Consider the following 24,045-nt stretch of genomic DNA (forward strand, 5'->3'; position numbering starts at 1 on the left):
CGCTCATCCCTCGATGCGGATGTTGGCGCGGCGGATGGCGTCGCCGAAGGCCGCGCTTTGCCGGGTCACGTAGTCGAGCATGGCATCGGCGCCATGGTGCTGTGGCTCCAGCCCCGCGGCGGCCATGCGGTCGCGGATCTCGGGCTGCTGCATGGCGCGGCCGATCTCCGCGTCCAGCCGGTCCAGGAGGGGGCGCGGCAGGTTGGCCGGGGCCATGAGGCCGATCCATGCGCCGCCGTCGAAATCCTGGCAGCCCGGCAGGCGTGCCAGTGGCGGAACTTCCGGCGCGAGGACCGAGCCGTTCTTCAGCGAGATGCCGAGCGCGCGCAGCTGCCCGCTGCGGATGAGCGGGCCCGTCGCCGCCAGCGTCTCGACCGAGAAATCGACATGGCCGCCGGCCACCGCCGTCAGCGCCGGCCCGCTGCCTGCGAAGGGCACGTGCACCACGTCCAGCCCCGCCAGCGCGTGGAACCAGGCGGCGACCACATGCGCCGTGGCACCCGTGCCGGAGGAGGAGAAGCTGTACTTGCCGGGATTGGCGCGGACGAGGGCCACGAACTCCCCGGCCGTGCGGGCGGGGAAGTTGGGCGGCACCACCAGCAGGTAGGCCGAGAGCCCCGTGATGCCGAGATAGGTGAAGTCCTTCGTCGTGTCGTAGGGCGTACGCTGTACGAGCGGCGCGGTCACGATCGGGCCGGTGGAGCCCGCGAGCAGCGTGTAGCCGTCGGGCGCGGACTTGGCCGCGAGGTCGGTGCCGATCATCCCGCCCGCGCCCGCGCGGTTCTCGGCCACCAGGGGCTGGCCCATGGTCTCGGACAGGCGCTGGGCGACGATGCGGGCGGCGAGGTCGGTCGCCTGTCCCGGCGGCCAGGGGATGACGAGGCGGATGGGGCGCTGCGGATAGGCGGGCTGCGCGAGCGCCGGCACGGCGGCGGTGAGAAGTGGCGCGGCCAGCAGGCCTCGGCGTCGGATCATGTCTCTACTCCCCGTGCCGCGCGGTGCCCGCGCGGTCCTTGCCAGGGAGATTGCGCGATCCTGGCGCGCGGCGCTACTGGGCCTGGAGCCAGGCCACGTAGTCGCCGACGCCCTGTTCCAGCGGCGTGGGCGGCTGGCGGTATCCGGCCTGGCGCAGCTTCGCCATCGGAGCCTCGGTGAAGTACTGGTACTTGCCCTTGAGGTCCTGGGGCATGGGCATGAACTCGATGCGCTCTGGCAGGCCGAGCGCGGCGAAGACCGCGCGCGTCAGGTCCAGGAAGCTGCGCGCCTGCCCGCTGCCGCAGTTGAACAGGCCCGAGACGCCGGGATGGTCGAGCAGCCAGAGCATCACGTTCACGCAATCCGCCACGCTTACGAAGTCGCGCGACTGCATGCCGTCCGCGATGCCCTCGCGATCGGAGGCGAAGAGGCGCGCGGGCTCGCCGGCCAGGATCTCGCGGTACTTGTGCAGCGCGACGCTGGCCATGCGGCCCTTGTGGCCCTCGCGCGGGCCATAGACGTTGAAGAACTTCAGCCCGGCCCATTGCGGCGGGCGCTTGCCGCCGAGCTGGAGCACCTGCGCCACGCGCCGGTCGAAGAGGTGCTTGGACCAGCCATAGAGGTTGAGCGGCCTGAGCCGCGCCAGACCCTCGGGCGTCTCCTCATCCTCGAAGCCGAGGGTGCCGTCGCCATAGGTCGCCGCCGAGGAGGCGTAGATCAGGGGCACGCCATGCTCCGCGCACCACTCCCAGAGCCGCAGCGAGAGGGTGAAGTTGCTGGCGGCCACGAGGTCGCCATCCGTCACCGTGGTCGCGCTGATGGCGCCCATGTGGAAGATGGCGCGCGGGTGCATGGCCAAGGCGGCTTCGATGCCGCTGAAGGGCAGCAGCCCGGCCAGGACGGCGTCGGCGAGGTTTCGCCACTTGTCCCCCTCGCCAAGCTCGTCCACCACCACCACTTCTTCCCCACGGGCGGTGAGCGCTGCGACCAGGTTCGATCCGATGAAGCCGGCGCCGCCGGTGACGAGAATCATGGGAGCCGGTTATATCGCCCGGCGCCGTGCAGCAAGGAGCCTCGGATGATCAAGGATGGGCGTCAGCGCCTGGACGACCTCGCGGGCATGGCCGGCGGGGCCTTTTCGCTCTTCTCCGGCCTGAGGGCTGAGATGGAGGTCATGGCCCGCGCCCAGGTGGAAGCCGTGGTCCGCAAGCTGGAACTCGCGCGGGCCGAGGATGTGGACGCGGCCATGGAGGTCGCCCGCCGCGCCCGCGCCCATGCCGAGGCCCTGGAGGCCCGGGTGGCGGCGCTGGAGGCCGAGCTCGTCGCCCTTCGCCCGGCGCCGGGAACGCCGCTGGAGTAGCTTGCCGCCCTAGCTCCAGCGAGGCTCCGCCGTGCCGTGGTTCATCGCGGGCCGGTCGGCGCCGATGGCCACGCCCTCGATGGCCAAAGGCGGCCGCATGCGGTGCGCCCGGCCCCAGCTGGTGGCTTCGAGCGTATCGAGGAAGTCGGCCGGCCCCGCCGGGGCGAGGCTCGCCTTGAGATCGTCGGAGGGCATGGCGGCCAGCAGCGCCGCCGTCCGCGCCAGCGAGCAGCGGGTGAGCGATCCTCGGCCGGTGGCGAGCCGCCGGGTCAGCCCACGTAGGGCCGCCGCCGCCAGCAGGTAGCCCGTCGCGTGGTCCAGCGCCTGGACGGGCAGCGGCGTGGGCTTGTCCGAGCCATAGGCCCGCAGTCCCGCCTCCGCGATGCCGGAGCTCATTTGCACCAGGCTGTCGAAGCCGCGTCGACGCGCCCAGGGGCCGGACCAGCCATAGGCATCCAGGCACACATCCACGAGGCCAGGATTGAGCGCCCTCCGCGCCTCGGCGCCCAGGCCGAGCTTCTCCAGGGCATCCGAGCGGTAGCCGTGGATCATCACATGCGCGCCGCGCAGCAGGTCGCGCAGCGTCTCGCGCCCGGCCTCTGTCTTGAGGTCCAGGCGGGCGCAGTTCTTGCCCAGCGCGACCTCGGGGATGACGGAGGGCTCGTCCCAGCCCGGCGGGTCGATCCGCAGCACCTCCGCGCCCAGCATGGCCAGGAAGCGGGTCGCGATGGGGCCGGCCAGGATGCGCGTCAGGTCCAGCACGCGCAGACCCGCGAGCGGGCGGCCGGAGGAGGGGCGCCAGTCCAGGGCGGGCGCGTCCCCGGCCGCCTGGATGGCCAACAGCGGCTCGGCGCCCACCGCCATGCCCTGCGGATGGGTGGCCCACTCGGCCCGCGAGCGCATCACGGCGGAGCAGCCGCCGGCGGCGATAATGGCGCTCTCCAGCGCCTCGGCCTGCCAGCCCGCGACGGCCTTCGCCACGGCCTCCCGCTCATTGGGCGCGCGGAGGACGGAGAGCGCGGCCGCGCGGTGGTGCGGGGCGTTGGTGTGCAGCTTGATCCAGCCATCAGCCGTCCGGTAGTCGCCGGCCACCGCGTCCCAGGGGGCTGGCATCGTCCAGCCGTCGGGCTTGAGCGTCCAGGCGAACCAGAGCGAGGCGAGGCGGCGGTCGACCGTCACCTGGGGAAGCGCGCTAGTCAGTTCCGCCGCGGCAAGGCCGGCGGCGCCGATCGAGGCGGCCGCTAGGCCGGTGACCGCGAAGCTGGAAGGCAGCGCGCCTTCCCCTGTGAAGCGGACAGTCTGCGTTGCCTCGGCGGGGCCCTCCAGCGCTGTCCAGATCTCACGCAGGAAGCCGGTGGCTGCGTCCTGATTCGCCATTCCGTCCATGCTGAGCTCCGTCGATCACTTCCCGGCAGCGGAGGCTCCTCAGCTGATATCGTCAAGCTTGCTTCCGTGATCCAGCTGGAAGCTCCGTGGCGACCGGCCCCCGTGGGAGGGCTTCAATGCCCCTCTAAGACAGGTAACCCGGGGGCTGATCCGCGTTCAGATGCGGCCGCGATCCACTGATACTTTCCTGCCAATCGGGACAGCCGCGGCGCGTCCCGGGCCTCGGCCCATCACGCCGGCCTTGCAGCGACACTCGGATGGCGGCCGCGGTGGCGCCGCAGTTCCGCTTCCTAGCGCGAACCGAGCGTCGCTCCCGTGGTGACGCTCTGGCCAACTGATACGTTCTATCCTAATAATGAACTATCATATCAAGGTGTTGTATGTCGACGAGCACGATGGCAGTTCAACCCGCTGGGAGGCGGCTCTGGAACTCATTCCTGGCATTACTCGCTTTTGCGGGAATTGCGGCTGCGCTGGTTCCTTTCTTCCCGGCATTCCCCGGGTCTGGTTTGGATGATGCGTGGGCGTTTGCGCTGGGCATTGCATCGGCGGGCAAAATGACCTTCGGGCGGGATGTCGTGTTCACCTTTGGGCCCTACCTGGGGGTTTATACACACATCTTTCACCCGGGCACGGATTCACTCACTCTTCTTGGCACGACATTGCTGGCGTTTGCCTTGATATCGGGACTTATTGTTCTTACGAGAAATAATTTTTGTTGGCTTATTTTTATAATTCCCGCCATTCTTCTTATTTCGCCGTTTAAAGATTCGGTTTGTTTTTCCTTATCTGTTTTGTACCTAATGGTAATATACGAAATTTCTCATGATAAAAGAATGAAATGGGCATATAAAATTCTTTGTTTGCCGATCCTTTTGGCCATTATAATGATAAGTTTCGTAAAAGTATCTTTTATGGTTGGGGCATTTCTGGCGTATTGTTTAGGATTTGCTATTTCAATTTTAAGTAAAAAGGGAAAATTTTGCGCATATTTAACGATATTTGCTGCAGTATCGACCATTTCTCTTTGGATTATTTCGGGTCAGTCGATTTGGGATTTAGCATATTACATCTTGTCGGGATTCGAGGTTTCTCGCGGCTATACCGAAGCGATGTCGATCGAGGGGCCTCACTGGCAAATTATCTTGTTCATATCGGCCCTTTTGATTTTTGCTCTGGCCAACGTACGCCATCTGTTCATGGGTCGCGAGTCGATCGTCTACATATTTACAATTTTTATGTTATTTATTGGATATAAAGCTGGATTCACGCGGCACGATGTTCATATTGTCATAGCTGGTGGCACTATTGCCCTGATTTCCGCATTCTTTCTGCTCTGGCGGCCGAGCCTGGGTTCAGTCCTGGGTTTTCTGGTTGGACTTGGTGTCTGTCTGGTCTTCGAAAATACGCGGGAAAAGATAACCCCATTTGTCGTCTTGACTCGCGCGGAAACGGCCTTTGCCAACATGGGGCGCGGTCTCCACGCGCGGCTTTCGGACCCTCAGCTCTTTAGGCGGATATACGAGGCTCGTTTGGCCCAGATCCGGGCCGAGCGTTCCCTGCCTAGTTTGTCCGGGACGGCGGACATATACTCGGTTGGGCAATCTTACCTGCTCGCGAGCGGTCTGACTTGGCAGCCGCGTCCCGTCATCCAAAGCTATTCCGCCTATACCGCGAGCTTAGCCGCCCAAAACGCGGCCCATCTCAATGGGACGAGGGCGCCCGACAATGTCCTCTTCGTGGTCGAGCCGATCGATAATCGCCTCGCTTCGATGGATGACGGGCGGAGTTGGGGGCCGCTCCTCAACCGATACACCGTGACGAGCCTGGATGGCTCGATGGCCGTGCTTCGTCGCCGGCCTGCGGCCGAGCAGAGCGACGATTCCGATGGAATCGGCGCTATCGTCTCACGCGGGGAAGGGGTGTTGGGGCAACCCGTGGCGCTGCCTGAGCAGCCTGCGGCCCTTTGGGCTCGCATCCGGCTGGAGCCGTCCTATCGTGGCCGTATCAGGGCGATCCTCTTCCGCCCCCGCTCGGTCAATATCACGTTCTTCATGAGCAATGGCAGCCAAGTAACGCGGCGACTTCTGCCGAGCATCGCAGCGGACGGCTTTCTGATTGCCCCGGTGGTCGACAACACGCATCAACTCGTCGCCTTGGCTGCTCCGGAGGTTTCCGCTCAGACCAGTATACGGCCTGTATCCTTTGCCCTGTCCGAAGGGCCCGGATTTGTGCGGGGATGGCGGCCCGCCTATTCGGTCGAGTTGTACGAATTCAAGGTCAGGCCACAGCCGGAAGCGACAAGAATTCTCGTCACGCCCTTAACCCCGGCCGACGAAGCGGCCCCTGAGGGCGGAAGCTGCTACCTCGACTACGCCAACGGGGCCATCTTGAACGGCGACCTGCCTCTTTCGCTCGGGCGGATGGTACGCTTCACGGGATGGGGCTTCATGCGGGACTCTGCGCCGATCGAGCCTACTGACATGCAGATTTCCTTCCAGGCGGCCGATGGCACCCTGATGCAGGGAGCGGCCGAGAGAATTTCGCGCCGAGATGTCGGGCAGTATTTTGGGCATCCGGACCTCAACTACGTCGGCTTCCAGGCCCTGCTTGACCTTTCGGCCCTGCAGGGGCCGCAGCGGATCACGCTGACGATGACTTCCCACGGAAAACGAATGGCATGTCCGCTGGTTCGCGCTCCCGCTGAGCTCCGGCCTCGATAGGCGTGCCGGCGATACACCCGCCAGCGATTGCTGGCGGGCGAGAGCTCCCGTGGGCTTGTGTTTTGGGATCAAGCTTCCGTCGGGCGTGAAGCGGTGGGCTGCTAACGGCCCGCCTTCCGCCTCGTAACGTTCCTGGCCAGCTGTCATCCTCAGCAATACAGCCGAGGGGGGCTCAGTGGAACTGCGCCTAATCCGCAATCCGCTCACCCGATCTGTGCGCGCGACCTTCGGCACATCAAGGGGCACGCGCAAGATGACGAAGGAAGCCATGCGAAACTCATTTTCGTCGTCGAAGCCGGTCAGCTTTGCTGGAAGAACTTCGGCCTTTGGTCTGACGCCAGCGTCACCCCGGCACTGGTGTCGATGGTTCTGAAGCTCGCGTGGCTGGTGAGATGGACGGGCGTTGCCGGGTCGCCCCAATCTTCAGAGGACTAGCCGACCGGTTACGTCGCGGGCATGGCACGGATTCGTGTCTCGGTACCCGGGCATCAAGTCGATGCCGAGCTGATCGTGGGTGTCTAAGCTATTAAATAGAATGGTGCCCCTAGACGGTGAGGTCTCGAACCAATTGATCGAGATTCTGGCCGACTGGAACACCTTCCTTGAGCAGCACCGGAGGGGCGAAGACCCTCCGGTGCCGCCATGTCGATGAGAGCCGCGAGCGCTTCCTGAAGCGCTCGGCGACGCTCGGCCAATACAAATTCGAGATGACGCAGCTGCACCGCCAGGCGCGAGCGAAGCTGGAGCATCGTCAGCAATCCGAATGGCTGGCCGAAACAAAGGCTCGGCAGGACCGATTGCCAAAGGGCATTCGCGGCCTGTGGCACCGCATCACCGGCAGATATCAGGAAGTGCGGGCCGCCAATGAGGCTGAGGCGCAGCGCACGCGCGAGCGCCACGGTCAGGAGCGGCAAACGCTGATCGACAAGCAGCGCGATCAGCGCGCGGTCCTGCAGGCCAAATTCAAGGAGCTACGGAGCCAGCAAGCGCAGCTGCTCCAGGGCCTCCGCAAGGACATTGGCCGTTACCTGCAATTCACGCGGCCTCAAGCCATCGCGTCCACCCACGAGCGGGGCGCGGACCTTCACCTCAAGCTCGAAAGGTAAATCCCAACAACGGAGGTTAACATGTCATCAAGAGATCAGGATGATTCGAACGGCATTGGTTTAGCCGTTGTCGCCGGGGTGGTACTTTTCATCGCGGCACTACTCTTCGCCCTTGCGGCGTTCTTTGCCATCGTTGTTACAATCTTTTGCGCATTCGCCTGGAATCAACCGCTCTCACTCGGGAAATTCACTTTGAAGCCCGAAGATGCGCAAGCCATCGTACTTGGCGGCTTCTGTGGGGCGATGATCATTCCGATGTTCGCCGTTTTCGCGGAGATGTTGTTCAGGATGGAACTGCACCCTGACGTGTGGCGCTTCCTGTTGGTCGGCGGATACACACTCGGCTCGCTGGGCATGCTCTATGTTCAGTGGAACCAGAAGACCTTCGCCGAGCCTGTGTCTGAACCGATGATGGAGGTCCTGCCGCCGGAACCTATGAGGCCAACTGTTGCGCCGCCGCCGTTCCGCTTCGCGAGCTGGGACGATGAGGAGGACGGTAGATGAGCCTCCGGCGTATCAGCGAACTTTACCAATTCCTGTGGATGTTCGAATCCCATGCGCAGCAGCGTCTGGCGTGGGAAGATGCCGCGAAGGCGCGCATCGCAAGGGAGCGGGCAGAAGCGCAAGCGGCGGCTCAATTGCGGGCGATGCTGCTCGCCAATCCCAGCGGATCGTTGGGCAATGCCAAGCTTGATGACGAAGAATCCCTTGCAAGGTCGGGGCTCCTGTGAGCGCGCGGGTTGTGTCCAGGCCTGGCTTACGCCGTGGTCTGGAGCTTGGCTTTAGGCAGGGCCGGGCGCTCATCTACGATGGCACGGAGCCCGTCGCCATCGACGCGCAGGCGGGGAAGGGCAAGCTGACGCGCTTCGAAGGCGTCAATCTCGTCTCGCCGCGTACCTCGCATCTGACCAAGATCATCACCGACATCAAGGACGCGGAACTCGCGTGGGTGTCTTGGAAGACACTGGAACGCCAGGGCTACCGGATGCGCTTTATCAATCCCGGTCGGCTCTATAACTACCCGACCGAGACCTATAACCCGAACACGCGTGTTCTCGAGATTGCGGAGCGGCCCGCGCTGCATCCGATCCTGGGCGAAGCCGCCTATGACGCGGCGAGCTATCTAGTCCCGGTAGATCCCGACACGCGCACGCAATGGGTCGGGCAGGGGGTGCGGACCTTCTTCGCCACCTACATCAAAATCTCGGCGCTGCATCCGGATTGGCGCTGGGCCTGCACGCCCGGTGGGCTATGGGATTTTTTTGGGAGGTCACGCGAACAAATCCGCGACGATCTGCTGATGTGGGCCTCGGATAGTCGCATGCGGGATGACGCGGGCATGTGCCTTCAGCTGGCGAGCCTGACGGAATCTCGCGATCAGTGGAACGCCTACACGTCCGTGTTCATCGAGCGTTTGCAGGCATTCCAGCCGGGCGCGGCGGCGCGTTTGGTGACAGATGGCAACAGCTTTGATCCGGCGGATATGAAGCATGAGCGCACGGCGCTTTTTCTAATTGGCTCGGCGCGCAGCCATACGAGCCGGAACTTTGTGGGGTCGATGGCGGCGGCCATTATCGAGCGCTTTGCCGATGCCACGGGGCCGCTGCGGGCTCTGGTGGTGGGCGAGGAGTGGGGGCAGCTCTATGTCTCGAACTTCCATGAGATCCTGACCCTGTATCGCCAGGGAGGGGTGAACTTCCTGGGCGTGTTCCAGAATGCCGCCGCGCAGTTGGAAGCCCGCTACGGCAAGGAGCTTGTCCGCCTCTGGAAGAAAGCCGTGGCCCACACCCTCTATCGCGGCATGCCTGACGACCAGACGCTCCGTGATATCGAGCATCGCTCAGGCCGGACGAGCGTCATGGTCCGGGGCTTCAATGTCTCTAACAACCAGGTGAACGGCTCCCGGAACAATCTCTCGGAGCAGTCGCGGCCTATGCTCCAGGTCGAGGACATCCGGCAGGCCACGGGCGGGGAGCAAGCTCTGCTGGAATCCCGCGACTTCGGATTCTTCACAGTGGATGTGCCCAACTTCTGGGAGAGGCCCGAGATGGGCGGGATGCTGCGGGATGTCCGGCAGAAGCCGGATCGCTATGCCTGGCTGGGCGCCGCGCCTGAACGCCGGGTCAGTGGAGCCCGGCTCAGCCTCCTATGGCCGATGATGATATCGAAGGGATATTGAGGGGCTTACGGAGCAACGAAGACGAATGACAGCGAGCAAATCCGTTTTAAAATCAGTCTTGTAGTGGCATGCTAGCGAGTATGGCCGGAGAAGTTGATATACCAAAAGAATTGGTGTCGCGGATCGAGGCGCTCGCGGCGCGGTCCAACCTTTCGCCATCCGAAATCGTAGCCGATGCGCTTCGGTATGGTTATTCGCTCGATTGGCAGGAGCGCTTTCTCAACAAGGTGGCCGAGGGCATCGCGTCGGCGGAACGTGGCGAGTTTGCGTCGCCTGACGATATCATGCGCGCGGTGAATAAGTACCGCTCTCCATAGAGGTTCAACGACGGTTGAACCTCTGCCCTTCGGCGAGAATGGGTGTGCAAGCGGAAAGGGGCCTTCGCAGGGACCCTGCTGGCAGGGCGCGCAGCGCCCGAAGCTGGGTGGAAGGCTCCTTGGAGCGCGCCGAGGGCGAAGCCCTAAGGCACCGGTTTTCCAAGGATCACCTTCCGAAATGCTACACCAACCTGGAAGCGCCGATCTTGTGTCAGATACTTATGACAGGACATGAGCTCGTAACGAGACATGAAAGGTAAATCATCGACCCCAAATTTTGCATCGCTATGCAAAACACAAAATATAACAGTGTATTGCCTATCATCTAAATCTTTGGTTTTTACTGGAATAATCGACTTGAATTTAACCTTATCTTTTGTCGAATTAGCTGGCAATACGCACTGATCGATCCAATCGATCATACTTTTGCGTGTATCTTCCTCAGTAGAAAAGGCATGAGAATAAAATTTTGTTTGAACGAATAGATGGCTAATCGACGCTGCACCAGACGAATATTTCTTTACATGCACCAGATGTTTGTCCAGGTGCATCAAATCGCAAATCTCGTAAATATTCTTTCCCGCAATAAGAATTTTTGATTTATCGAACAAAAAGCTGGACGCATCATTTACGGCAACAGCAGTATTGTAAACTTCTTCTCTGTTTTCATTTCTGGCGCTATCGTAAATTGAAATATCTTGCGGTAAATACTTGGGATCGATAACAAGATTATTCTCTTGAAAATAAGAATCCACTTTCTGCAATAGATCTTCAGAGACCTCTCGCCATTGTCCATTTGCAAGAACATACAGTTTTTTTCCGAGTTCTATCTCTGCCACAATGCATCTGTAAGCATCCCATAGAGGAAACGTCGCCTCCAAATCGGAGTCATATCGGTAAATATGCCAATTTTCAATCGTTTGCTGCGTTAATCCCTTTAATCGTCGCCTCGGCTGATTGATTAGGTCTTCAATCGACAAATCATCAAAAACCTCCAAATCTTCATCAGGCTTTTTAATTTTGTATGCATAACTTACTTCGTCTTCCTCCATAAATACTGGGGGAGAAAGATGAATCTTCGAAAAATCCTTCTTCTCAATCTTTGAGCATAGCAATTTATCCAATTCGGAGATTACGATGGGATCGTTCTCGTGACGCAAAATGTCGTATACGCGGAATTCAGTGGCTTTGTAATCGGAGGAATTATATCTCTCTTCAAATTTCAAACAAATATCCGATAAGTCGGACCAGCTAATTGCCGATCCTTTCGGCAATTTTATTGATATATTGTCTCTTCCCCGGAAAGATTCGATCAATGCTTTATAGGCTGGGTCTACGTCACCGGAAATTGTTTTGAGGAATTCCGATTCTGACATGCCAAACACGGTCAGGCTTGCTCCTACGCTCGCCTGTCGTTCTGTCTGTCGGCTGACGGCCTCATGCATTGCTGTCTGGATTCGGCGTAAACCGTCTGGTCCGCAAATATTCATTCCAACCTTAATTCCGAAATCATGCGCGATAATTTTTTTGTTTAAAAAGGTATCGGCATGCTGCCCGAATATTATCGCGAAATGATGCTCGGTTGTACCAGCATTGACTTTTAAAGCCATAATGGCTCGGGGAAAGCGATTTCGTGTGTCGAATAAATATTTCTTTGCAGGAAATCCGCCATTTAAGAAGCGCAGCCAAGGCACCTTGTCCTCATTTTTCTGCGCACCTAATACATTTTCGTACTTGATGTATGCCTCATACTTTCCCGCAGGATCTTTGACATTATCGAATGTTTTTAAATCTCCCTTAATATAATCAGCAAAGGTATTGCCAGGCTTAATTTTATAAAGTGTAACTTTCTTTATTTCGCTCATTTTGCAGTGCTTTCCTTTTTGCGAAAGCATATTAACGCAAGCGACAAAAGCAATACATTCTTTGGAATTTTATTTCTTAATTAACCACATGATAGATTGATAGTAAGGTGACGCTTATCATGGTTGAGGCGCGCCGAAGTTGACGGCAATTTGCCGAGCCTTTTCAAACTGTTGAATAGCAATGTCGGAAGGAATAGCTGTGGGACTTAGCTCGCGCACAATAAAAATATGCGGCACCTGATGAGCTGAAAAGTAACTCCCTTCCTGAATTGCCAGCCACCCGCCCATACCGGTATCGCGTAATGCCTTACTGGCGATTTCAATCTCTTCTACTGTGGGATCGCTATTTCGACCTATTGTGACGTGTCGCCCGTCCTCGCCCAACACAATCCATTTTCTTTCCTTGTTCATGAATAATTATTGCCGGTATACGCTAATTTTCTGATCATCCAGCTCTTTGGCCGGAACCAACCTGTAATGCCTCTCTTCCACGACTTTTACTTCAATAGCTTGATCGTCTTCGATAAGTGCTAGCTCAAAAAGCGCGACAACATTTCCAGCCATAAATTGGGCTGCAACTGGCCTACAACGTAGCTTCGGAAATCGCCATTCTGCAAAAGAAAGATCTTGTGAAATTTGGACAACGCCAATTTGATCTTTCTTTACTTTGGCTTGGACTGGTATTACGTAATGGCTTCCATATTTATCAAGACCCACATATAGTTCGTCAATCTCGATCTGCCCTACATCTTTTACTGCTGTCCGGAGATGATTTTGCAGGCTATACGTCGTCAAGCCGAGGAAGGTGTCGATCAAGCGATTATATCGCAAGATGGCGAGAAGTGCTTGCTCGTCATCAAGGGTGTGCTTGCGGATCATCTCGGGAGTCGCGTCGGGTATAGCAATGCTCATCAGGCTTTCGCTAGGTACGATCCGGGTCGCCCTCGCAAGTCGAAATCTATATCTCGCTCTCCCAGCCCCAAGAATAATCCATTCCAAACCTACGGGCTGCGTGGAAATAATTGACGCAGGCAAGGCATTCCTATGCCTAAAACTATAGAGAATATCGCCTAAATTTTTTGGTAATTCAATGTTTAATTCTGCTGCAAGTTTCGTCATTTCATCGCGCGCAAACTCAAATGCATTGGAACCTTCCTTCCAATGATTGAAAAAAATCTTTTCAATGAGCTTTTCGTAGCGATTAGGTTTCTTAGCCATTGACCACACGTAGCTTTCTACGGCCCGCCTCTATTTCGGATTGCTTACGCTTTTTCGCCCCGCTTTTTTTGTCACGCTTCGACGAAGGTTTTTTCACCCCGAAATGTTCTGCTGCTTCAGACATTTCCATGTACAGAAGAGAGTCGTCTCCTAATATAAGGCTGTTATTTGACTTGATAGGTTTTAGTGCTAATGCCTCAATAACTTTGAATGCGACGGCACGCGCTAATGGTGGTGGCACGGCGTTGCCGATCTGACGTGCGCCGTGCCATTTCGTGGCATGGAACCTGAACCAATCCGGAAAGCCATGGAGCCGCGCCATCTCTCGGACCGTTATGCATCGGGAATAGTCAAAATGTATGGGGCGTGGACTCGTAAATGCGCCTCTTGCGCCATCTGTCCCAGCTCTAAGCGTGTTTGATAGCCCCGCCGGTGAAAGTTTGAAAAAACGACTTATAGGTTCGACGGTGCCCTGCACAGTTTCGCTAAAACGCCTCTTTGATATGGCGGTGTGAACTGTGCGTGCGCTCGAGGTCAAGATAGTTGGATTCCACTCACGTACGTCGCCGTAATGCCAGGCATTGTTTGTCATGCATCGCATTTCTTCTGCATAGCGCGAAGGCTTCTTAAAAGCTGTCGTCTTGACAGCATCGGTATCTGCTAAGGTCTCGAAGCGTTCGGCGTCCGGAAGGTCGCCAATGGCATCCAAACAAGTAGGTCCAAACGGCAAGCCGGGTACATGTCGTTTCCCATCGGCGGGATTGGTAGTAGCAACTGGGTAGTCTGGAAGCTCCGCGCCGTCTTTCGCGCCATAAAGTATAAGCCGTTGCCGATGCTGCGGGACATTATACGAAGCAGCGTCTAATACCCGCCAGGGCAGGCGAACGCGATATCCTCGTGCGCTGAAGGCTTGAACGAGCTCATCTAGGAAGGCGCGCTGCTTTCCAACCGTCAACCCCTTAACATTCTCGAAGACAAAGGTTTTGGCGTCCAACTCGGACACCAACCGGACAAAGTCCATAACTAGACTGTTTCGTGGATCGTCCAACACGCGATGGCCAATCATGGAAAACCCCTGGCAGGGCGGTCCACCAAATACGCAATCGATTTCTCGATCCCCGAGTCCGGCTAACCGTCTAATGTCAGCCCCTGAAAGCTCTGCAACGGAGTTTGGGATAACGACTGTGTTGGGAAAATTGAACTTATGAACGGCGCAATGGATTGGATCGATTTCAACGGCCGCTGCAATTTCAAACCCCGCCTGTTCGAAGCCCAGGCTCATCCCTCCAGCCCCAGCGAACAGGTCGATGGCCACAGGCTTGGTCCTTGGTGCGGTAGCAGTCTTACGATTCGTCATATACGAAGCCTACTCCTTCGGCTCTGAGATGTCGATCGGATTTGTGGGGCTATCCACATAATCCAGTATTTCGGCCAGTATATTTTTGTTATTTTCGATTTCGCACTGCCATATCACTTTAACATCCCAGCCCATGGTTAGAAGAGATTTATAATTTTTCTCATCTCTCTGCCGATTATTTTCAATCTTCGGCCCCCAGTATTCAATTTTTGACTTGGAGGGGCGTCCTTTCTTGCAATTGTGGCCGTGCCAAAAGCAACCATGAACGAATATGGCTTTCCGCCGCGAAGGGAAAACAATATCTGGGGATCCTGGCAAATCGCGGCGATGAATTCGGTATCTGTATCCAGCGGCGAAGAGCGCACGACGAACGACTAGCTCAGGGCCAGTGTTCTTCGTTTTTACGGATTGCATAATGCGTCTTCGCTGTTCTGGTGTGCGCGTATCGACCATGCGCTAAGGATAACTGATTCGCCTGTAGGAAGTCCCATATGCCGCTGCTCGAACTCTATCGAAGTGAGATGGCTTCAGTGAGCTCGCAGGGCTCTGAGGCGGGCTGGCGCTGTTCGAAGGGTTCCAAGGGAGAGCGAAGTCTCCCTTGGTCGTGATCCACCCGCGAAAGGGTGGCGGCATCCAAACCGCGCAGGGTTGGCCTCTCGGGAGAGGCTGGGTTCCAATGGGCAGGCACGCCCCTTGGTCATGGGGTGTCGGGGAGCTCGAAGGCTCTCTGACTGGTGATGCAACGGCCAGACGTTGCGGAGGTGATGAGTGGGCTTGTCCCCGAAGAGCCGCCTGGCTGGGGGATGCAACGGGGCGGGCACCGCCCCTTGCCAAGATTGCGGTACTACACCGCACATCTTGCACGTCATCCAGCAGGTATGGTTTGGGCCGTCTTGTGCAGAACCGCTTCCACCTCTCTCGATCTTTGGCCATGCGGCTGCCCAGTCGGACGCGTTCGCAAGACGGACAACCGTCGTCCCCTATTGCCTTGCCTTCAGGGTCTCTCTCGCGCGAATTCAGCGGCTGAGCGGTCGGCAGGAAATGTTTTATTTTTTAGGCGGCGTAGTGCCGTTCGGTTGCAATTTTGTAATCCTCTAGCAAGAGCTTTTCATATTCCGCTTGGCCTGATCTTCCAGGCCCGCTAACCGTCAACAGTCTAATCGCAAATCTAAATTCCGCATTTGAATTCAGCCGATAATCCTCAATTGCTTCGAAGATAACTGAAATATTAGGAAATAATTCCTTGACTTGTTCTTGTTTTGTTCATTATAGTTAATTTGGCGCTGCTTGTCACTGAATAGAAAGGAGGCGTGCGATGAAAACGGACCTCGCCTTAAGCGGGCCGGGCTCAAAAGACAATGACCTCGATCCTAAGGAATATTGGGATCAGGTGAAAGATTTTGATCTAAGCGACGCAGAGAAGCTCGAATTAATCCGCATTATGTGGCGGATCATGGCAAGCTTCGCTGATCAAGCCTTTCTCAATGATGATTTAGCTCTTTCTAAAGTTGGGGATGAGCCAAGCGAGCGACGCGAGGGGATTACCCGATCCGTGATAAGCTCAGGCTCTAAACCCACTTCGATCAGTTCCGCGTCGATAGCTCGCACCTTCTTCAAGAAGGTGCAGGGCGAGGGCGACGAGTAGGCAGATATGGCACAAGACAATTTACATGAAGCGGTTATCTATTGCCGCGTTTCAAGTTTGAAGCAGACCCGGGTAGGTGATGGCCTCCGCTCGCAGGAGACCCGCTGCCGCGAGTTCGCGCGCATGAAGGGCTACGCCGTCGTTCAGGTTTTCGATGACGATGTGTCAGGAAAGCTAGTCGAGCGTCCAGGGATGCGGGCCATGCTGGCCTTCTTGCGAGCGCGTCGCCGCAATGGCGGCACCGTGGTGATAATCGATGATGTGTCCCGTCTCGCAAGGGGGCTGGAGGCGCATCTTGAGCTTCGTGCATCCATCGCGTCCGCAGGCGGCAAGCTCGAGTCTCCTTCGATAGAATTTGGCGAGAGTTCCGACGCGCAGCTCGTGGAGCACATGCTTGCTTCCACCTCTCAATTTCTCCGCCAGAAGAACGGCGAGCAGACCGCGCACCGCATGCGCGCGCGTCTTTTGAATGGGCATTGGCCCTTCAGGGCACCGCTTGGCTATCGCCAAGTGTCCATGCCAGGGCGGGGCAAGATGCTTAAACTCCATGAGCCGGTCGCCAGCATCATCCGGGAGGCCCTGCAGCTTTTCGCCTCCGGGCAGTTGGGGACCCAGGCTGACGTTCTGCGCTTCCTCCAAAACAATCCGCTTTTTCCGAAGGATCGTGCTGGGCTCGTTCGTCCGAACTTGGTCAGCAACCTCATGCGTCGCGTGGTCTATGCAGGCTGCGTCGCTGCGCCAGAGTGGGGGATAGCGCCTCGGCCAGGCCTTCATGAGGGGCTGATTAGCTTCGAGACGTTCAAGGATATTCAGGATCGCCTGGACGGCAACACGCGCCTTCCGAAGCGGACCAACCTTAATGCGGATTTCCCGCTCCGTGGCTTCGTGTTGTGTGAATGTGGCTCACCCCTGACTGCCGCATGGTCCACAGGCCGCAATGGCCGCCACGCCTATTATGCATGTCAGCACAAAGGGTGCGTGAGTCATCGGAAGTCGATCCGCCGCGACGAGATCGAAGGTGAGTTCGAAACGCTGCTGCGTGCTCTTCAGCCATCCGCGAGGCTGTTCGCTTTGGCCGAGTCGATGTTAAAAAAGCTCTGGGATCGTCGCTTGTCGACGTATGCCTCGGAGAGAAAAGCCTTCGGCGTCCAGCTTGCGAAGGTCGAAGACCAGATCGCGCAGTTCCTGGATCGGATTGTCGAGGCCAGCGTGCCGAGTGTGATTAGGGCCTATGAGACTCGCGTCGCACAGCTCGAAGAGGAGCGGCTTCTGCTCCGAGAGCGGGCGGCGGGCAGGGGACCGGCGCGCAGCTATGATGCGACACTTCGAACCGCTTTGAGCTTCCTCGCAAGCCCTTGGAAATTATGGGAGACGGGCCGCTTAGAGGACCGCCACGCGGTCCTGAAACTGACTTTTGCCAGCCAGCTTCGATATGTCCGCAATGAAGGATATCGAACCGCCGCTTTGTCGCTGCCGTTCGCGCTTTTCTCGGGTGCTGACTCAAGGGAAAACAAAATGGTGCCCAGGGGCGGAATCGAACCACCGACACTGCGATTTTCAGTCGCATGCTCTACCAACTGAGCTACCTGGGCGCCGTTGGGTGGGCGCGTGATAACGGAGTGGTGGTAGCGTGTCCAGCCACCCCCTACCGATCTTCTTCCTCATCCTCGCGGTCGGCTGCGGGGACCGCGTAGCTCTCGCTCAGCCAGCGGCCGAGATCGACCTGTCGGCAGCGTTCCGAACAGAAGGGGAAGGCGCCTCGGCGGCCCGGCTCCCGCAGGGCCGCAGGTTTGCCGCAGACTGGACAACGGCGCTCAGGCATCGGCGATTTCATCGGTATCGGATACTTCCAGCAGGATGTGCTGGCCCGCGCCGGCGGCGAACTCCGCCAGGGCCTCCGGCATGGCGCGGAGCGCGGCCAGGACCGGCGCGGGCGCGCAAAGCTTGAACTGCCGTGCCGGCGCTGCCGCCGATTCCCGTGCAGCCCGGCGAAGCAACGCCAATCCTCTTGCCAGCGCGCGATCGGCCAGGACCTCATGCAACGGCGGATGGATTCGCGCGCGCCGGAGTTCGAAGAGCCCGAGCGGCCCGAGCCCCAGGAGCTGTGTCTGCCCGTCCGGAGCCAGCGCCGCCCGCAGCGGCTCCTCCAGCGCACCCCGCTGCTTGACCGACAGCCCGGCGAGGTCGAGCACGATCCCACCCGAGAGATCCCGCAGGCGCAGCTGTCGGGCGAACTCCACGATGGCCACCCGGTTCGTCTCGCGCGGGTCGGCGCCGCCCGAATCGACATCCACCGCGACCAGTGCCGGGAGGGGCGAGAAGATCATCCGCCCGCCCCCCGGCAGCGGCCATTCGGGCGAGGCGAGGCGCTCCGCCTCATCCTCCAGCTCGTCGTCGAAGGCTTTGCCGATCCGCACCCTCTCGGCGCCCAGCAGGCCTCGCAGGCGGGCGACCTCGGCCGCGTCGTCGGCCAGGATAGTGGCGCCGGCATGCGCGGCGGCCCAGCGCAGCGCCTGGTCCGGGCCTGGCCGGGCCTCGCCCTGTGCCATGCGCGCGGAGACGCGCTTGCCCTTGCCGTTCTGGGCCGCGCGCGTGACCTTCAGGTTGAGATAGGTGCCCTCGGGCGGGATGCGGCGGTCCGGGAGCTCGCTTTCGGGAAGGAAGCCGTCCTCGCCGCCCGGCAGGGCCACGAAGGCGCCGGACATGGCAGGCATCAGCGCCGTGATCCGCCCCCGCACCACATCGCCCACCCCATCGGGGCGGGCAGGGCGCTCGAGCCGGTAGCCGATCATCCGCCCGTCCCGCAGCAGGGCCACCCGCCGCTCCCCGGGCGAGCGGGAGAGGCGGATCTCCATCACGGCCTGAGCCAGCCGCAGCCCCTGAGAAGCTGCGCCGTCTCGAAGAGAGGCAGGCCCACCACGTTGGAATGGCTGCCGGAAAGGAACCGCACGAACATCTCGGCCTGGCCTTGGATGGCGTAGCCGCCAGCCTTGCCTCGCCACTCACCGCCTTCGACATAGGCCGAGATCTGCTGGCCAGTCAGCCGCTGGAAGGCCAGGACGGTGGTCACCAGCCGCTTGCCGGCGCGCCCGTCGGGCCGCTGCAGCACGACCCCCGTATGCACCTGATGCCGCCGCCCGGAGAGGAACTCCAGGAAGCGGCGCGCCTCGGCCTCGTCGGCCGGCTTGCCCAGGATGCGGCGGCCCACCCCCACGACGGTATCGGCCGCCAGCACGAGCGCGCCGGGCGAGGCCGCGGCGGCGGCGAGCGCCTTGCTCGCGGCCAACCGCGCGGCGAGCTGGCGCGGCAACTCATCGCGGCGTGGCGTCTCGTCGATGTCGGTGGGGGCCACGGTATCCGGCGTGACGCCGATGCGGGCCAGCAGGTCGAGCCGGCGGGGGCTCGCCGAGGCCAGGAGGAGGGGCGGGCGCTCCCCGCTTGCGGTCACTTGAAGCGGAAGGTGATGCGGCCCTTGGTCAGGTCATAGGGCGTCATCTCGACGTTCACGCGGTCACCGGCCAACACGCGGATGCGGTTCTTGCGCATCTTCCCGGAGGTGTGCGCCAGGACCATGTGCTCGTTGTCCAGCTTCACGCGGAACATGGCGTTGGGCAGAAGTTCAACGACCTGGCCGCTGAACTCAATCATATCCTCTTTAGACATTCCGATCCTTCTGAGGCCGTAGGGGGCGCGGGGGCGTGTGGGATCGCCCCGCGGCAAGCCCCGGCTCGGGCGAGCGTGACATGCGCCCTCAGCCCCGCAAGGTCAAGCTACTGCGCGCGATTCTTGCCGTTCCGTGACCCGCGGCGCAAGAATGGCTGCCAAGCCCCCGATCCCTACGGGGGAGGGAGGGAATCATGAGCCAGAACTTGGCAATGACCGTCAACGGACGGCCGGTCACCGTCGCCACGGACGACCCAGACATGCCTCTGCTCTACGCGCTGCGCAACGATCTCGGCCTCACGGGGCCGCATTTCGGCTGCGGGCTGGGCCAGTGCGGCGCCTGCACGGTGCATGTGGATGGCGAGGCCATGCGCAGCTGCGTGCTGCCGGTCGCCAGCGCCGCGGGCAAGACCATCGTGACCCTGGAGGGCCTGGGCACCCCCGCCGCGCCCCATAAGCTGCAGCAGGCCTTCATCGCCGAGCAGGCGGTGCAGTGCGGCTACTGCACCAACGGCATGATCATGCAATCCGCCGCCTTCCTGGCCAAGACGCCGCGCCCCACCGAGGCGCAGGTGCGCGAGGAGCTGGTGAACAATATCTGCCGCTGCGGCACCCATCCCCGCGTGGTCGCCGCCGTGATGCGTGCGGCCTCGCAAGGTTGAGGGAGGGCAGGGAGATGAACGCCATCACCATGGACCGCCGTTCCTGGCTGAAGGCGGCCGGTGCACTCGTCGTGGGCTTCGAGGCCGCGCCGCGCGCCGCCCTGGCCTGGACCGAGAAGCCGGTCGCGGGCGACCAGGTCGCCTCCTTCCTCGCCATCGACGGCGAGGGGAAGGTCACGGTCTATATCGGCAAGGTCGACCTCGGCACGGGTGTCCGCACCGGCTTCATGCAGATCGCGGCCGAGGAGCTGGACGTGCCGCTGGCCCGCGTCACGGTCGTAGAGGGCGACACGGCCCAGACGCCGGACCAGGGCCCGACCTATGGGTCGCTCTCCATCCAGAACGGCGGCGTGGCCCTGCGCGCCGCCGCCGCGACAGCGCGCCGCGAGCTCGTGAACCGTGCCGCCGGGCGCCTCCGCGTCCCGGCCACGGCGCTGCGCGTCGAGGAGGGTGTGGTCGTCGGCCCCTCCGGCCGACTGACCTATGCGGAGCTCGTCCGGTCCGGTGGGTTGGACCTGAAGGTGGATACGGCAGCGCCCATCAAGCCGCCCGGCGAGCGCCGCATCGTGGGCCAGTCCGTGCCGCGCGTGGATATCCCCGACAAGGTCTTCGGCCACGGCGGCTACGTTCACGATGTCCGTGTGGAGGGCATGCTGCATGGCCGCCCCGTTCGCCCGCCGCAGATGGGCGCGACCGCCGAGTCGGTGGACGAGGCGAGCGTCGCGCACATCCCCGGCATCGTGAAGGTCGTCCACAAGGGCGCCTTCGTGGGCGTGGTGGCGGAGAGCGAGTGGTCCGCTATCCGCGCCGCGCGCGACCTCAAGGTTCGCTGGTCGAACTGGCAGGGCCTGCCCGACCAGACGAAGCTCTGGGAGCATGTGCGCCAGACGCCCGTCGCCCAAACCCAGGTGACGCAGGAGCGCGGCGACGCCGCCGGTGCCGTCGCGGGCGCCGTGAAGAAGCTCAGCGCCAGCTACGACTTCGCCATCCACACCCATGGCTCCATGGGCCCCTCCTGCGCCGTTGCCGAGTTCAAGGATGGCCGCCTCACCACCTGGAGCGCGAGCCAGGCGACGCACAACCTTCGCAAGCAGCTGGCTATGATGCTGGCCATGCCGGTGGAGCAGGTGCGCTGCATCTATCTGGAAGGCGCGGGCTGCTACGGCCGCAACGGCCACGAGGACGCGGCTGCCGATGCCGCGCTGCTGGCGAAGGAGGTCCGCAGGCCGGTGCGCGTGCAGTGGATGCGCGCCGACGAGCACGGCTGGGATCCGAAGGGCCCGCCGCATCTCGTGGACCTCAGCGCCGGTCTCGACGCGCAGGGCAAGATCCTGGGATGGGAGAGCACGGCCTACATCCCGAAGGGCGCGGGCGGGAATGTGGACCTCACGGCCGCGGAACTCGCCAATGCGCCCCGCGAGTCCATCATCAGCCCCGGCAATATCGTCCACAACCTGGCGCTGCCCTATGCCGTGCCGGCCGTGAAGACCGTCTGCCAGCGCCTGGAGACGACGCCCTTCCGGCCGAGCTGGATCCGCACGCCCGGCCGCATGCAGAACACGTATGCGAACGAGTGCTTCCTCGACGAATGCGCGGCCGAGGCGAAGGTGGACCCGATCGACTACCGCCTGAGCCTGCTGCCGCCCACGGAGACGCGTGGCCGCGAGGTGCTGGAGCGCGTGGCCCGGATCTCCAACTGGCAGAAGCGTCCGAGCCCGCAGCGCGACATCGCGGGCGACTGGGTCACGGGCCGCGGCGTCACCTACTGCAAGTACGAGCTGGTGCGGACCTTCGTCGCCGGCGTGGCGGAGGTGCGCGTCAATCGCCAGACGGGCGAGATCAAGGTGACGCGCTTCTTCTGCGCGCATGATTGCGGCCAGATGATCAACCCCGGCGGCGTGCGCACGCAGGTGGAAGGCAACATCATCCATACGCTGAGCCGCACGCTCTACGAGGAGATCACCTTCGATCGCGGCGCGGTGACGAGCCTCGATTGGAACAGCTACCGCGTCATCTCGTTCCCCGAGGTGCCGGAGCTGGTGATCGACCTCATTGACCGCCCGGCGGAAGCCCCCTGGGGCGCGGGCGAGCCGACGGCGGCTATCGTTCCCTCTGCGGTATCCAATGCCATCTTCGACGCAACGGGCGTGCGGATGCGCTCCGTTCCGTTCACGCCGGAGAAGTTCAAGGCCGCCGCGCGCGGGGCCTGACGGGCAACCCGGGCGCGGGTTTGCGCATTCTCCATCCGGAAAGACAAAGCCGGATGGAGGATTCCAATGGCATGCAAGACTCTCGCGGCGCTCGGCGCCGTCTGTGCGATTTCGGGCGCGGCGATGGCGCAGGGCGTCCCGATGGGCTGGGGAACTGGCTACGGCCAGGGTGTCCTGCAGGCTCTTGTCCGAGCACCGGGCGAAGACTCCTACATCGCCTTCAATTGCTCGACGGCTGAATTCCAGCAAGGCCCTTCGGTTTCGGTTCAGGTCGCGGGCCGTCCGCCCGAAGGGCGGCACACGCTGCAGCTGACGGTGGATGGCCAGACCCTGCCGTTGCCGCTGCTGAATGGCGTGGTGAACGGCAATGATCGGGACGCGGGTGTGCAGACGGCGGCGAGGGCCCTCATGACTAGTTCCTCGCCCACCTTCACGGCGCAGATTCCAGACCTGAACTGGCGCCAGGAGTTCCCCCTCGCTAATGCTCGCACAGCACTGCGCGAGCCATCCGGGAACACGATTGTCGACCAGTGCGGCCCGCGTCGCTGAGGGCCCGGTGTGATCCGCCTAGGCGGATCGCACCGGAATTACTCAGGCGGCCACTTCCACCATCACGATCTCGGCCTCTTCATCCGCGCGGATGACGATTTCGCGCTCCTCGGCGATGGCCGCGCCGTCGCGAGCGCCGAGCTTCGCGCCGTTCACGCTGGCGGAGCCGCGCGCCGCCACGAGATAGGCGGCACGGCCTTCCGCTAGGGGGTAGCGAAGCTCCTGCCCCGGCGAGAGGGTCGTCGCCATCACCGCCGCATTGGCATTAATGGGCAGCGCGCCGGTTTCGGCATCGCCCTCGCGGCCCCCAGCCAGCACCTCGAAATGTGCTTCGCGCCCGGCCTTGGGGAAGCTCTTCGCGCCCCAGTTCGGCTTGGCGCCGCGGCGGTCTGGCATGATCCAGATCTGGAAGATCTTCGTCGTGTCCGGCTCGAGGTTGTACTCGCTGTGCACGACGCCCGTGCCGGCCGACATGATCTGCACGTCGCCCGCCTCCGTGCGGCCGACATTGCCCATGTTGTCGCGGTGCGTGATCGCGCCCTCGCGGACGTAGGTAATGATCTCCATGTCGCGGTGCGGGTGCGGATCGAAGCCGTGGCCGGCCGCGATCTCGTCATCGTTCCACACGCGAAGCTTGCCCCAGCTCAGGCGTGCGGGGTCCATGTAGTTCGCGAAGGAGAAATGATGGCGGGCATTCAGCCAGCCGTGATCCGCGTGGCCGAGGCTCTCGAAGGGGCGGATGTCGATCATGGTATTCTCCGTGGGGCCATATGGGCCCCGTTGCGGAGAAGATGGTCCATCCGCGCGCCGCCAGCCATGCAGCGGCCGGG

24 protein-coding genes, 1 tRNA gene and 1 pseudogene are annotated in these 24,045 nt (G+C 61.1%); 12 read left to right on the top strand and 14 right to left on the bottom strand.

Annotated elements, in window-relative coordinates; genetic code table 11:
• Positions 1–3: 3 nt before the first annotated feature.
• Both WJM96_RS21035 and rfaD read right to left on the bottom strand, forming a co-directional pair.
• Positions 4–975: a Bug family tripartite tricarboxylate transporter substrate binding protein gene (locus tag WJM96_RS21035; protein WP_424814517.1), complete on the bottom strand. Its 972-nt coding sequence runs from the start codon at positions 973–975 to the stop codon at positions 4–6.
• A 73-nt stretch (positions 976–1,048) separates the two neighbouring features.
• On the bottom strand, positions 1,049–2,008 hold the full coding sequence (rfaD, locus tag WJM96_RS21040; protein ID WP_424814518.1) for an ADP-glyceromanno-heptose 6-epimerase: 960 nt from the start codon (positions 2,006–2,008) through the stop codon (positions 1,049–1,051).
• A 45-nt stretch (positions 2,009–2,053) separates the two neighbouring features.
• Between rfaD and WJM96_RS21045 the strand changes: the two genes are divergently transcribed.
• Positions 2,054–2,335 (top strand): accessory factor UbiK family protein, encoded by a 282-nt coding sequence (locus WJM96_RS21045; protein ID WP_424814519.1) that lies wholly within the window; start codon positions 2,054–2,056, stop codon positions 2,333–2,335.
• Between the two features lie 9 nt (positions 2,336–2,344).
• Here WJM96_RS21045 and WJM96_RS21050 read toward each other — a convergent pair whose 3' ends face one another.
• Positions 2,345–3,721: a CoA transferase gene (locus WJM96_RS21050; RefSeq protein WP_424814520.1), complete on the bottom strand. Its 1,377-nt coding sequence runs from the start codon at positions 3,719–3,721 to the stop codon at positions 2,345–2,347.
• Between the two features lie 380 nt (positions 3,722–4,101).
• Between WJM96_RS21050 and WJM96_RS21055 the strand changes: the two genes are divergently transcribed.
• The 6 genes from WJM96_RS21055 (at position 4,102) to WJM96_RS21080 (ending at position 10,046) form a co-directional block, all read left to right on the top strand.
• Positions 4,102–6,444 (top strand): hypothetical protein, encoded by a 2,343-nt coding sequence (locus WJM96_RS21055; protein ID WP_424814521.1) that lies wholly within the window; start codon positions 4,102–4,104, stop codon positions 6,442–6,444.
• Between the two features lie 602 nt (positions 6,445–7,046).
• A complete protein-coding gene (locus WJM96_RS21060; protein ID WP_424814522.1) occupies positions 7,047–7,550 on the top strand; it encodes a hypothetical protein in 504 nt (167 codons plus the stop codon).
• A 21-nt stretch (positions 7,551–7,571) separates the two neighbouring features.
• The gene (locus WJM96_RS21065) at positions 7,572–8,054 is read left to right on the top strand and encodes a hypothetical protein (protein WP_424814523.1); all 483 of its coding nucleotides are present in this window, start codon (positions 7,572–7,574) and stop codon (positions 8,052–8,054) included.
• A complete protein-coding gene (locus tag WJM96_RS21070) occupies positions 8,051–8,281 on the top strand; it encodes a hypothetical protein (protein WP_424814524.1) in 231 nt (76 codons plus the stop codon). Before WJM96_RS21065 ends, WJM96_RS21070 begins: the two co-directional genes overlap by 4 nt.
• Entirely contained in the window at positions 8,278–9,729 is a 1,452-nt protein-coding gene (locus WJM96_RS21075) for a type IV secretory system conjugative DNA transfer family protein (protein ID WP_424814525.1), read from the top strand. Before WJM96_RS21070 ends, WJM96_RS21075 begins: the two co-directional genes overlap by 4 nt.
• An 80-nt stretch (positions 9,730–9,809) precedes the next feature.
• Positions 9,810–10,046, top strand: coding sequence for a hypothetical protein (locus tag WJM96_RS21080; RefSeq protein WP_424814526.1), 237 nt, complete (start codon positions 9,810–9,812; stop codon positions 10,044–10,046).
• A 143-nt stretch (positions 10,047–10,189) separates the two neighbouring features.
• On the opposite strand, the gene WJM96_RS21085 is transcribed toward WJM96_RS21080, so the two are convergent.
• The 5 genes from WJM96_RS21085 to WJM96_RS21105 form a co-directional block, all read right to left on the bottom strand.
• Positions 10,190–11,911 (bottom strand): DUF6119 family protein, encoded by a 1,722-nt coding sequence (locus WJM96_RS21085; RefSeq protein ID WP_424814527.1) that lies wholly within the window; start codon positions 11,909–11,911, stop codon positions 10,190–10,192.
• Positions 11,912–12,028: 117 nt separating this feature from the next.
• Positions 12,029–12,322, bottom strand: coding sequence for a hypothetical protein (locus WJM96_RS21090; protein WP_424814528.1), 294 nt, complete (start codon positions 12,320–12,322; stop codon positions 12,029–12,031).
• Between the two features lie 6 nt (positions 12,323–12,328).
• Positions 12,329–13,129 carry a hypothetical protein gene (locus WJM96_RS21095; protein ID WP_424814529.1) on the bottom strand — a complete coding sequence of 267 codons (801 nt, stop codon included), beginning with the start codon at positions 13,127–13,129 and terminating at the stop codon, positions 12,329–12,331.
• Entirely contained in the window at positions 13,122–14,444 is a 1,323-nt protein-coding gene (locus WJM96_RS21100) for a DNA cytosine methyltransferase (RefSeq protein WP_424814530.1), read from the bottom strand. The genes WJM96_RS21095 and WJM96_RS21100 overlap by 8 nt, the downstream gene beginning before the upstream one ends.
• A 51-nt stretch (positions 14,445–14,495) precedes the next feature.
• A complete protein-coding gene (locus WJM96_RS21105; protein WP_424814531.1) occupies positions 14,496–14,939 on the bottom strand; it encodes a very short patch repair endonuclease in 444 nt (147 codons plus the stop codon).
• 862 nt (positions 14,940–15,801) lie between these two features.
• Here WJM96_RS21105 and WJM96_RS21110 point away from each other — a divergent pair.
• A complete protein-coding gene (locus WJM96_RS21110; protein ID WP_424814532.1) occupies positions 15,802–16,131 on the top strand; it encodes a hypothetical protein in 330 nt (109 codons plus the stop codon).
• Positions 16,132–16,137: 6 nt separating this feature from the next.
• Positions 16,138–17,157, top strand: a pseudogene (locus WJM96_RS21115) (recombinase family protein); the annotation flags it as partial.
• Between the two features lie 490 nt (positions 17,158–17,647).
• On the opposite strand, the gene WJM96_RS21120 reads toward WJM96_RS21115, so the two are convergent.
• The 5 genes from WJM96_RS21120 to infA form a co-directional block, all read right to left on the bottom strand.
• Positions 17,648–17,723, bottom strand: a tRNA-Phe gene (locus tag WJM96_RS21120).
• Positions 17,724–17,776: 53 nt separating this feature from the next.
• Positions 17,777–17,965 carry a DNA gyrase inhibitor YacG gene (locus WJM96_RS21125; RefSeq protein ID WP_424814533.1) on the bottom strand — a complete coding sequence of 63 codons (189 nt, stop codon included), beginning with the start codon at positions 17,963–17,965 and terminating at the stop codon, positions 17,777–17,779.
• Positions 17,946–18,986, bottom strand: a complete 1,041-nt coding sequence (locus tag WJM96_RS21130) for a ribonuclease E/G (protein ID WP_424814534.1) — start codon at positions 18,984–18,986, stop codon at positions 17,946–17,948. Before WJM96_RS21130 ends, WJM96_RS21125 begins: the two co-directional genes overlap by 20 nt.
• A complete protein-coding gene (locus WJM96_RS21135) occupies positions 18,986–19,579 on the bottom strand; it encodes a Maf family protein (RefSeq protein ID WP_424814535.1) in 594 nt (197 codons plus the stop codon). The genes WJM96_RS21130 and WJM96_RS21135 overlap by 1 nt, the downstream gene beginning before the upstream one ends.
• Positions 19,576–19,794 carry a translation initiation factor IF-1 gene (infA, locus tag WJM96_RS21140; RefSeq protein ID WP_007003972.1) on the bottom strand — a complete coding sequence of 73 codons (219 nt, stop codon included), beginning with the start codon at positions 19,792–19,794 and terminating at the stop codon, positions 19,576–19,578. Before infA ends, WJM96_RS21135 begins: the two co-directional genes overlap by 4 nt.
• A gap of 194 nt (positions 19,795–19,988) precedes the next feature.
• Here infA and WJM96_RS21145 point away from each other — a divergent pair, with 194 nt between their 5' ends.
• From WJM96_RS21145 to WJM96_RS21155, 3 genes are all read left to right on the top strand, one after another.
• The gene (locus WJM96_RS21145; RefSeq protein WP_424814536.1) at positions 19,989–20,456 is read left to right on the top strand and encodes a (2Fe-2S)-binding protein; all 468 of its coding nucleotides are present in this window, start codon (positions 19,989–19,991) and stop codon (positions 20,454–20,456) included.
• Positions 20,457–20,470: 14 nt separating this feature from the next.
• The gene (locus WJM96_RS21150) at positions 20,471–22,666 is read left to right on the top strand and encodes a molybdopterin cofactor-binding domain-containing protein (RefSeq protein WP_424814537.1); all 2,196 of its coding nucleotides are present in this window, start codon (positions 20,471–20,473) and stop codon (positions 22,664–22,666) included.
• A 66-nt stretch (positions 22,667–22,732) separates the two neighbouring features.
• A complete protein-coding gene (locus WJM96_RS21155) occupies positions 22,733–23,215 on the top strand; it encodes a hypothetical protein (protein ID WP_424814538.1) in 483 nt (160 codons plus the stop codon).
• Between the two features lie 42 nt (positions 23,216–23,257).
• Here the strand turns inward: WJM96_RS21155 and WJM96_RS21160 are convergent, their stop codons facing one another.
• On the bottom strand, positions 23,258–23,965 hold the full coding sequence (locus WJM96_RS21160; RefSeq protein WP_424814539.1) for a pirin family protein: 708 nt from the start codon (positions 23,963–23,965) through the stop codon (positions 23,258–23,260).
• Between the last annotated feature and the right edge of the window lie 80 nt (positions 23,966–24,045).

It is taken from the genome of Roseococcus sp. YIM B11640, assembly GCF_049727625.1.
Classification (GTDB): domain Bacteria; phylum Pseudomonadota; class Alphaproteobacteria; order Acetobacterales; family Acetobacteraceae; genus Roseococcus.